Below are 9,768 nucleotides of genomic sequence, written 5' to 3'. Positions count from 1 at the left end.
CTGTCGAAGGACTACGCCTACATGGGCGCCGTCAAAGACATCGACTTCAACGACGAGGAGTACATGTTCGAACGCTCCCAGGGCTTCATGGTCGGAGACCCCGACCACTGCGTCGAACACGTCCGGCGCTACGCCGACATGGGCGTCGACGCACTCGTCCTGCGAGTCGACAGCCTCCCCCACGACCAGCTCATGCGCTCCATCGAACTCTTCGGCAAGTACGTCATCCCCCGCTTCAAGAACCCCCGCAACATCGTCCGCTCAGCCGACGACGTCCTCGCCGACATCCGCGCCGCACGCCCCGCCCACGAAGAAGCACTCCGCCAATACCACGCCAACCACACCAAGGAGACCGCGCGATGAGTGACCTCTACAAGCACGGCACTGGCGACGTCCTCGTCGAACGCCGCGACGACGGTGTCCTCCTCATCACGATCAATCGGCCCGCGCGGTACAACTCGCTCACCATGCCGATGTTCGAGGAGATGAACCAGATCTGGGCCGACGTCGAGCGCGACGATCAGACCCGGGTCGTGGTTGTCACCGGAGCTGGCAAGGCCTTCTGTACCGGGATGGACGTGGCGCAGCCCGATCCCACGCCCGAGCAGACGCTCGCGATGCTGGAGACGGAGCGCAAGCGGGTTGCCACCGTCCTGCGGATCGAGAAGCCGATCATCTCCGCGATAAACGGTCCCGCAGTCGGCTACGGCCTGTCGACCGCGCTCCTTGCCGACATCAGCATCGCCGCGGACGACGCGGTGCTGATCGAGGGCCACACCAAGGTCGGCGTGACGGCCGGCGACCACGCTGCACTCATCTGGCCGCTGCTCGTCGGCATGGCCAAGACCAAGTACTACGTGCTCACCTCCGAGAAGCTGACCGGTGCCGAAGCCGAGCGGATCGGGCTTGTGAGTCTGTCCGTTCCCCGTGAGCAGGTACTGCCCCGTGCTCTCGAGGTCGCATCCCAGCTGGCGCGTGGTTCCCAGCAGGCTCTCCGTTTCACCAAGCGCGCACTCAACACCTGGCTCACCAACGCGGTGCCCCAGCACGAACTGTCCTCGGCGCTCGAGATCATCGACTTCGCCGGCGCCGACTACGCCGAAGCGCGCCAGGCCTTCCGGGAAAAGCGCCCTGTGGACTTCCCCTCCGCTCGCACCGCTGGCGCCCCGGCGAACTAACCGGAGACGAGCATGACCGCAGGTTCGCACAACACAGCGCTCAGCGCTCTCCACGCGTCCGACGAAGCGGACGGCGTGTTTGTCATCACTCTGAACCACCCGCCCGCAAACGCGCTCAGTGACTCGCTCGTCAGCGACCTGACGGCGAAGCTGGAGACCCTCGCCAAGGGTCCTGATGCCCCCGCACTCGTTCTGACGGGCGCCGGCGAGCGCTTCTTCTGCGCGGGGGGCGACATGAAGGAAGCCGTCGACTTCAACGCCGATGCGATGGCCGGGCGGATGAAGTCGTTCCACGCGCTGCTCTGCGCACTGGAAAACTATCCACGGCCGCTGGTGTGCGCGGTTAACGGCTGGTGCGTTGGTGGCGGTATCGAAATGGCGCTGTTCGCTGACGTGGTGTACTCGTCGACTACAGCGCGTTTCGTCTTCCCCGAGATCAAGCACGGAATGCTGCCAGCCGTAAAGGGAATCGCTCAAGTGCGTGAAATCCTTGGTGACCGCGCAGCCCGGCGAATCTTGCTGGCTGGAGAGCCCATCGATGCGTTCGATGCGAAGGCGATAGGCATCGTCGACCAGGTGGTCAACCAGGACGACCTGCTCTCGACTGCGCTGGCGGATGCGCGCAAGGCAGCAGCGAAGCCGCCGGCCGTGTTCGCAGCGCTCAAGCGGGCTCTTCAGTCAGGGACTGCCGGTTGGCCAAACGAAGAACAGCTCCGCGTCACGGTTGCCGACGCGCGCACGGTCTTTCTTGACCCTGCCGCCCGAGCTGCCCGCGAGGGGTACAATGGTTGATCAATTTCAAGGGCTGGCCCCGGCTGCCTTTCGTTCGGCATTGGCCCAGTTCCCTTCAGGCGTGACGATCGTAACGACGCGAAGCGATGAAGGAACACTGCACGGGTTCACCGCGAGTTCCTTCGCGTCCTTGTCTCTTGATCCGCCGCTCGTTTTGGTGTGCCTGGACCGGAGGGCGGACTGCTTTCCTGTTTTCATGGCGTCCAAGCACTTCATCGTGAACATCGTGACGGATGCACATGCGGAATTGGCGATAAAATTCGCGACAAAGGGTGAGAATAAGTTCGCTTACGGCAACTTCGAATTCGATGAGGCAGGTCATCCGCTGCTGTCCGATGCAGCGGCGGTCATCCGGTGCGAACTGGAGCAGGCCGTGCCCGGCGGCGATCACATGATCCTCATCGGTCGCGTGCACGCCACGCGGACAGGCACCAGCAAGCCGGTGACCTGGTACAGAGGCGGCTTCCTCCCTCTTGGGGAGAGTGCAGCATGAATGTCACCGGGCCCGGGCCTGTCAGCTCTGTAAGAGAGGCTGTCTCATGGATCTGACCAGTTTCCAACCGACCCGGACGCTACCGGGGCTGCTGCTCGATCGCGCGAGCCGAGAACCTGACACCGTTGCGCTGCGCTACTGGCGTGATGGTGCTGCACAGGCGGTCACGTGGCGGTCGTACGCAGACCAGGTGCGCGATCTGGCACTCGGTCTCTCCGTGCAAGGTGTGAAGCACGGTGATCGCGTCGCGGTGTTGAGCAGCGCCCGCCCAGAGTGGGTGTTCGCCGCTCTGGCCGTGCAGAGTGTGGGCGGCGTCGTGATCGGCGTGTATCCGACCAACTCGCCCACCGAGATCGAGCAACTCCTCGCGCACAGCGAGGCGGTCGCCTTCGTTGGCGAGACAAGGACAGATCTCACCAAAGTAGCGGGTATCGCCGCGCGCACACCGAAGCTGCGGCTCGTGGTCGGAATCGACGACGCTCCGCCGGCGCTGCCCCAGACGATCAAGGGAACACGGTGGGAGACGCTGCGGGAAGAAGGAGCACGGTACGCCGACGGCCCGGATCGCCTGTCCAAACTGGTTTCTGCGGGCTCTCTCGACGATGCCGCCGTGCTCTTCTATACGTCGGGGTCCACGGGAGCACCGAAAGGCGTCACACACTCGCACCGCACGATTCAGCACTCGATTCAGACCGTCATCGGCCTCTACCCACAGTTGATCAGCCACGATCACGATGTGGTGGGCTTCCTGCCACTGGCCCACGTGGCGCCGGCGGTGGTTTCGGTTTTCACGCCGCTGCTCTCACGGCTGGTGGTCACCTACTGCAGCATCCCTGAGTACGAGGATGTCCTGCGCGCGGTACGGCCGACAGTGGTGCTCTGGCCGCCGCGCTTCTACGAGAAGATTGCTGGCGAACTGATCGCACGGCCGGAAACCTGGCCGCGACTCCGCCGCTACGCCTATGACGCCGCGATGTGGGTGGGCCGCAGGGTGGCCGAGCTCCGTTGGTCTCGTCGCCGACCCTCGCTATTGCTGCGGATCGCGTACGCTGCCGCCCTTCGCGGAGTGTTCCTGCCGCTACGGGCAGCCGTCGGAATGGATCGCGTCCGGATCGCCTACACCGCATCTGCCGCGATGCCCGAGAGCGTCCTCGCGATTTGGCAGATCTGGGGGCTCGACCTCCGCGAGTGTTACGGCCTCACCGAGACCGGCGGCACTCCCATCGCGCACTTCAGTCAGCAGTTCCCTCGGCCAGGCTTCATCGGCAAGGAGTTTTCGGACCTGCGCTTCGAAGTGAAGGTCGCGGACGATGGTGAAATGCTGCTCCGCGCGCCGCTGCTCTTCGACGGATACTGGCGCAACCCTGCGGAGACCGAGGCTGTTTTCCAGGATGACTGGTTCTGCACTGGTGACCTGATGGAGCGCACACCGCAGGGCGACATCCGACTCATCGGCCGCAAGAAGGATGTGATCATCACTCGCGGCGGCAAGACGATCAATCCTCAGCCCATTGAAACGCGGCTGATGGAAAGCTCGCTGATCAACGAAGCCATCGTCGTCGGTGACGCCCGCAAGTACCTCACCGTTCTGCTCGAGCCGAGCCCAACTGTGGACGCCCAGTCGGCAGAAGCGCTGGCCGAACGCCTGCGAGCGGAGGTGGATCGGGTCAACGCAGACCTCGCCCGCGTAGAGCAGCTGAAGGACTTTCGCATCCTGCCGCGGCCCCTGCAGGTCGAGCACGGAGAGCGGACTGCGAACGGCAAGATGAAGCGCAATGCCGTCGTGCGCTCGTTCGCAACGCTGATCGACGAGATGTACGGCGCGAATGATGACACAGCGATCGCGAACCACGTGCGCTCTAACCTCGATCTTTCGTGACGGTCCGCCGACGGAGTCGGTGGACCGTTTTCGTGTCGTGGGCTGAGGCTGTGCAGGCCGAGGGCCCGAGTGTCGTCTCGGGGTGGCGCCGGATTCCACTGCTCCGGGTGTTGGGGTGCTGTCGAAGGGAGGGGAAGCCCGCTGGTCTGCCAGGGTCGGGCAGTGGGGTGAGCCGGTCGAGGGCTGCGGTGATGTGACCGGGCCAGGCGGAGGATCCGCCGGCGGCCGGTGGTCACGAGCTGTCCGGCCGCGGTGAACAGGCGGAGCCGCAGTCGGCGGGGTTCCCAGACACGGGCCTTGCCGGTCAGGGCGAGCATCGGCATCCAGGCCGGCAGGTCGAGAGCGATCTGCACGATCTCCAGCCAGATCCGATTCTGGGCCGTGCGGTGCAGGGGCAGGTTCCGCAGGCCGGTGGCCCGGGCGTTTCGGATGCGGTCCTCGGCCCAGGCCCGCAGCCGGTGACGGAGCTCGAGCTCGGCGATCGGCCGGCCCGAGGTGTTGGTCACGAAACAGGTCAGCCGCATGCCGTCCGCATCCGTGAGCCGCAACTGTGCCCCGGGGTGCGGTTGTTCCTTCCTGTCGCGGTCCAACGAGATCCATCCTCCAGAGTCACAAAGACATCGACGTTGCAGACTTCGTCCAAGTCCTCGCCGTCGCTGGGCAGGAACGACGCCTCGAAACCCTCCACACGGACCCGATACCAGGGCTCGTCCCACCCTCGCTCGATCGGTTCAGACGATGTGCTGCGACTCATCGCGCGAGTGTCCCTGGTCGGGGCATCGATCTCAACCGAGATCCCCGCCGCACAGCCGCCAGCCGCGGCCAGAGCTGGGGACGTTCGTCCGTACGCAACTGGGGAGAAAAGTCCGTACGCCGACAGTCGGTAAAGCCTGCAACCACCAGCGTCCGCACCAGGCCCTGGGCATGGCCACCCTGGTCAGCCTCTTCAGGCCCCACAGCCCCGTCCGCCGCAATGACGAACATCCTGAACAGATGCCCGCTGAACCGGAGTTGACCATCGAGGTCGTCGAACCACCGGTCCTGCCGCCGTAGGGCACCGTGATCGAGTTCGACGTGCGGGTGCCGCCCAGCGGCGAGATCCCCCTTGCGACAGGCAGGCAGCGAGTCGGCATTCACGAGGCACTGACCGGCCGGACGCTGACGGTCTGGGCGAACCGCCGCCGCGTCCACTTCCTCCTGGACGGGCATCTCGTCACCACGGTCCCGTCCCGGCTGCGGCCGGAGGACATCGCCTGCCTGACTATGCGCTACGGAGCCCGACCGGCCGGTCCCGAACCCCCACCCGCGGCCCTGTCCAGGGCCCGCAGCGGCACGGCCATCCTCACCGCCGGCGAACCCGTCGAGGTCGACCGCAAGGTCCATCGCAACGGGATCGTCTGTCTGGCCGGCGGCCGCTACCAGGTCGGATTCGGTCTCACCGGCCGCACGATCACCCTCCGCTTCGACGGACACCGCATGCACGCCATCGCCGACGACGCCCTGATGAAAACGTGGCCCTGCCCCGTCCCGGCCGACCGTCTGGGGCGTTCCACGGGGCACGGACGGCGACGTCCCCCCCTGCCGCCTCCGCCCCTGCCGCCTCCGCCCCTGCCGGCCGGTGCCATCCGGGCCCAGCGCAAGGTGCATGCGAGCGGCCGCTTCACGATCAACGGCCAGTTCATCAAGCTCGGCCCGCGGCATGCCGGAAAGATCGTCACCGTCGTCATCGAGGACACCCACTACCCGGTCCTGCACGGAGAGGACGAACTCGCTGTCAGGCCCCGCAAGAGCCGCGGGCCGATCATCAGACTCGTCAAAGGCATGGGTACCTAGAAGGACCGTCAAGGATCTCCGGACGACAAACCGTCAAGGAAGTGCTGAGACCTCACACCGACAGGAGGGAAGACGGATCCTTGCAGGTTTTGAGGGTGGGTGGCCCGGGCAGCGAGTGTGGGTGCCTGGGCCTCGCACGTCGTTTCGGCGCAAAGAAGTCGAGGATCTGGTCGACGGCAGGAGAGGGGGACGAACAGGAATGTCATCGGGTATGAGGGCCTCGGCCGGAGATGCGCCCTGATGTCTCAGTCTGGGGATATTCCGAAGGCCAGAGAGCCGCTACCGGACTCACCTACTGCGGTCCGTAGATCACCACGGTGTTGCCCCATGGGTCCCGGGCTACGGCCCGAATCTCATGCGGACCGCGCTCGAGCTCCCGGACAATGGACCCGCCACCCTGCACGAGGACTGCGAGCACCAAGGCCACGTCGGGGACCTTGAACGACGCCGCGGGCGCACCATCGGTGACGTCCTCGGTCGGGCCGGCCAGGGCCAACGTGGTGCTGCCGGCGTCGAGGGCGGCGTAGCGGTCACCGTCGACGAACATCGTGGCCAGGCCGAAGATGTCGGCGTAGAAGCGCACGGCGGCGTCGACGTCTGCCACCGGGTGTAGCACGTTCCCGATCTTCACGCGGTCGGATTTCACGGGATCACTCACCCTACGGTCGCAGCACGGCTCGAGCGGAGGGTCGCACCACAGCGCTGCGGTCCACCACGACTGTCGATCTGGGCCCGATGTGGTTCATGCAACGCTCTCCCCGAGGTGGAGGAAGTCGCCTCGATACCACGTCACCGGCTTGCCGCCGCCTATCCGGGCGTCGTGCACTCGGCCGATGAGGATCACGTGGTCTCCTCCGGGTACTGCTTCCTCCAGCGCGCAGCGGATGACCGCTGCGGCGTCGGGCAGTATCGGATGACCATTTTCGTCGGATTCGAAGCTCCCGTGTGCGAACTTGTTCTCGCCCTTCGTGGCGAACTTCATCGCCAACTTCGCATGTCCGGGCGTCACGATGTTCACCACGAACTGCTCAGCCGCGACGAAGGCCGGGAAGCAGTCCGCCCCTTGGTCCAGACAAACGAGAATGAGTGGCGGGTCGAGTGACAAGGCCGCGAAGGAGCTCGCGGTGAATCCGTACGGCGTGCCGCCAGCGCCTCGGGTCGTCACGATCGTCACGCCTGAAGGGAACTGAGCCAGCGCCGAGCGGAAGGCGGCCGCATCCAGTCCCTGGACTTGATCAGCCATTCCACACCTCGCGGGCAGTGTGTGCGGCGACCGAAGTCGCACCCAGGGCGACGTGCTGCTCGGAACTGCCGAAGCCATCGAAGCCCACCCGATCCGCCAGCAGCACCTCCTCGATCAGCTCCCGGTGGCGGTGCTCATGCGGGAGCCCGACCGGGGCGTCCCCCTCAGCCATGAGGATGAAGTTCATGACGATCCTTCCGCCGAATGTTAATGACCGATAACATAGAAGGTAACTCGCTCCAGGTCAAATGGCTACCAAGAGCCAATCATGTTAGGGCATGGTAACAACGAGGCGGTCGGCCGGGAAGGAGTAGCCACACGTGAGCGAGTCGCGGGCGCCCGGGCTCGTCGAGATCGCGGACTCCTCGGAAGCGGCATGCGTATGCAGTCCTGCCGCTGTGCGACACGGAGCAGCACGGTGCCGCCAAGCTGCGGTGACTGGAGCCCCTAGCCGATCGGGATGACTCGCCGTCGCCCTGCATCAGAAAGCGCGCACTCGACCGCCGGTGCGGACCGGTTGCGCCGGACGGTTTCGCTGCAGGCCGAGACTTTGGCCACCTATGCCGCCTGCTGATTTCGGCGCACCGACTTCTGACGCGGCTATTTACCGACGGCGTCAAGGCTCGCGTCCAACGGAGTACTCGGCAACTCGCACGGCATGTCCTCTGAGCTGGGCTTTGCCTGCCCGAACGCCGTCGCCGACCTGCTCACGACGCACGCAACGATCCGTTATCGACGATTCACGTAAGCTTCGTACATGACTAGCTCACCTTCTCCTCGTACTGCATCTCCGCGCGCGACACGTCGGCAGGTGCTGATCAAGGTCGCCGGCGAGCTGTTCAACGAGCGGGCCTTCGATGCGGTCACCACCGAGATGATCGGCTCCCGCGCCGGCGTGACCGGCCCCGCCCTCTACCGGCACTTCCCCAGCAAGCAGGCGTTGCTCATCGCCGTGCTCGAGGATCCGTTGAACGAGCTGCTGGTGAACGCGCGCAAGACGGCCGCCGAGATCTCGGATCCACGCCAGGCACTCGAAGCGATGATCGACTACCACGTCAGACGCACCCTCGACAACGTGCCGTCCACGCTGGTGTTCCTGAAGAACGAACACAACATCCCCGACGATGAACGCCACCGTATGCGACGCATGATGCGCCTCTACGCCGAGGAGTGGAGCGGCCTGGTCACCCGGCTGCGGCCCGACCTGTCAGACGCCCAGACCCGCGTCCTGACCCACGCCGTCTTCTCGATGATCAACGCCGTCCCGCAGTTCAACAGCGGACTCGACCCCGAGACCATAGCAACCACCATCCGCACCGCCGCCATCAACGCACTCCTCATCCCAGCAGACACCATCTGAGGCGGAGAATGCGCAGTACACCCACCTGTGCGCGCTGACCCAGAGGCCACGCACTTCTTGCCGGTCTGCTGCTTGGCGGCAGGGGGAGCGGGCGCGGGCACACCTTCGCTGAACGGACCGTGCCGCGAAGGTTTGCCCGCGCCCGTGTGTAGTCGCCTCGACGGGTGCCGTGCTTGGTATCGGCGCCGCCATGGCGACCGCATCACAGGTGTGGTCGCCATGGCGCGCGGGCTTGTGACGACAGGGCCCCTGGGGTGAGGCCGAGGCGCTAAGTCATTGCGCTTGCCCTCCGTGGCGGCAGGGCAGGGCATGATCACCGGCCGCGGTCGCTTGAAGCGGCAGGTCCGAATCCTTCAAAAACCCGGTGTCGTCGATGATCAACGCCTCCGGGCCGATCACCTCGTGCATCCTCCAGGCCAGCCGGGCCCGCACATGCGCCGCATCCCACGGACTGGAGGTGATGAAGTGCGCCAGCGCCTGCCGGTTGCCGTCCCCGCCGAGGCGGGCCGCCATCGGCTCCACCGACTTGCGCCGCCCGTCCAGCAGCAGCCCGCGCACATACGCCTGCCCCCACCGCCGCTGATCCGCACGGAAGAACCCGTCGAACAACTCCGCCGCGAACGCCTCCAGGTCCTCCCGGACCCCGGCCAACTCCTCAGGTGTCACACCACCCCCAACGAGTGCCACACCCCAACAGACACACCACTCACGAATGAAGATGACCAAGCCCTACTGCAAGATCGCACCCTCGTCGACGTCGGTACGACCCCCGGCGTGGTCGGCGCTGCGGGCTCAGCCCGGCCTTCATTGTTATCGGAGTCTAACGCTGCTTGGCCTCTAGTGGGACCTTGACCAGGGCTGAACTACGTCTTACGTTATCGACGAATAACATTCAACGGAAGGGCTGTCATGGACTTCATCCTCATGACTGAGGGGGACACCCCAGTCGGGCTCACGCATGAGCACCGCTATCGGGAGCTGATCGAGGAG

At 65.4% G+C, this 9,768-nt stretch carries 10 protein-coding genes and 2 pseudogenes; 7 read left to right on the top strand and 5 right to left on the bottom strand.

The window, feature by feature from the left end; all coding sequences use genetic code 11:
- The 5 genes and pseudogenes from ACFC02_RS40045 to ACFC02_RS40025 form a co-directional block, all read left to right on the top strand.
- Positions 1 to 363, top strand: a pseudogene (locus ACFC02_RS40045) (LLM class flavin-dependent oxidoreductase); the annotation flags it as partial.
- Positions 360 to 1,178, top strand: a complete 819-nt coding sequence (locus ACFC02_RS40040) for an enoyl-CoA hydratase/isomerase family protein (RefSeq protein WP_376367545.1) — start codon at positions 360 to 362, stop codon at positions 1,176 to 1,178. The pseudogene ACFC02_RS40045 and the gene ACFC02_RS40040, both read left to right, overlap by 4 nt.
- 12 nt (positions 1,179 to 1,190) lie before the next feature.
- Positions 1,191 to 1,970 carry an enoyl-CoA hydratase/isomerase family protein gene (locus ACFC02_RS40035; protein WP_376367543.1) on the top strand — a complete coding sequence of 260 codons (780 nt, stop codon included), beginning with the start codon at positions 1,191 to 1,193 and terminating at the stop codon, positions 1,968 to 1,970.
- Positions 1,963 to 2,463 (top strand): flavin reductase family protein, encoded by a 501-nt coding sequence (locus ACFC02_RS40030; RefSeq protein WP_376367541.1) that lies wholly within the window; start codon positions 1,963 to 1,965, stop codon positions 2,461 to 2,463. Before ACFC02_RS40035 ends, ACFC02_RS40030 begins: the two co-directional genes overlap by 8 nt.
- Positions 2,464 to 2,509: 46 nt before the next feature.
- A complete protein-coding gene (locus ACFC02_RS40025; protein WP_376367539.1) occupies positions 2,510 to 4,342 on the top strand; it encodes an AMP-dependent synthetase/ligase in 1,833 nt (610 codons plus the stop codon).
- Positions 4,343 to 4,490: 148 nt separating this feature from the next.
- Here ACFC02_RS40025 and ACFC02_RS40020 read toward each other — a convergent pair.
- A pseudogene (locus tag ACFC02_RS40020) lies at positions 4,491 to 4,920 on the bottom strand (transposase); the annotation flags it as partial.
- A 481-nt stretch (positions 4,921 to 5,401) separates the two neighbouring features.
- Here ACFC02_RS40020 and ACFC02_RS40015 point away from each other — a divergent pair.
- The gene (locus tag ACFC02_RS40015) at positions 5,402 to 6,175 is read left to right on the top strand and encodes a helix-turn-helix domain-containing protein (protein ID WP_376367537.1); all 774 of its coding nucleotides are present in this window, start codon (positions 5,402 to 5,404) and stop codon (positions 6,173 to 6,175) included.
- A gap of 292 nt (positions 6,176 to 6,467) precedes the next feature.
- Here the strand turns inward: ACFC02_RS40015 and ACFC02_RS40010 are convergent, their stop codons facing one another.
- From ACFC02_RS40010 to ACFC02_RS40000, 3 genes are all read right to left on the bottom strand, one after another.
- Positions 6,468 to 6,821, bottom strand: a complete 354-nt coding sequence (locus tag ACFC02_RS40010) for a VOC family protein (RefSeq protein ID WP_376367535.1) — start codon at positions 6,819 to 6,821, stop codon at positions 6,468 to 6,470.
- A gap of 96 nt (positions 6,822 to 6,917) precedes the next feature.
- Positions 6,918 to 7,418, bottom strand: a complete 501-nt coding sequence (locus tag ACFC02_RS40005; protein WP_376367533.1) for a flavin reductase family protein — start codon at positions 7,416 to 7,418, stop codon at positions 6,918 to 6,920.
- Complete coding sequence (locus ACFC02_RS40000; RefSeq protein WP_376367531.1) at positions 7,411 to 7,605, bottom strand: hypothetical protein; 195 nt, start codon at positions 7,603 to 7,605, stop codon at positions 7,411 to 7,413. Before ACFC02_RS40000 ends, ACFC02_RS40005 begins: the two co-directional genes overlap by 8 nt.
- A gap of 570 nt (positions 7,606 to 8,175) precedes the next feature.
- Here ACFC02_RS40000 and ACFC02_RS39995 point away from each other — a divergent pair.
- Positions 8,176 to 8,778 carry a TetR/AcrR family transcriptional regulator gene (locus tag ACFC02_RS39995; protein ID WP_376367529.1) on the top strand — a complete coding sequence of 201 codons (603 nt, stop codon included), beginning with the start codon at positions 8,176 to 8,178 and terminating at the stop codon, positions 8,776 to 8,778.
- A 273-nt stretch (positions 8,779 to 9,051) separates the two neighbouring features.
- Here the strand turns inward: ACFC02_RS39995 and ACFC02_RS39990 are convergent, their stop codons facing one another.
- Entirely contained in the window at positions 9,052 to 9,444 is a 393-nt protein-coding gene (locus tag ACFC02_RS39990; protein WP_376367527.1) for a transposase, read from the bottom strand.
- Between the last annotated feature and the right edge of the window lie 324 nt (positions 9,445 to 9,768).

Origin of the sequence: Streptomyces sp. NPDC056160 (genome assembly GCF_042268205.1) — a bacterium.
Lineage (GTDB): Bacteria > Actinomycetota > Actinomycetes > Streptomycetales > Streptomycetaceae > Streptomyces.
This window is presented reverse-complemented; position numbering and strand designations above follow the sequence as displayed.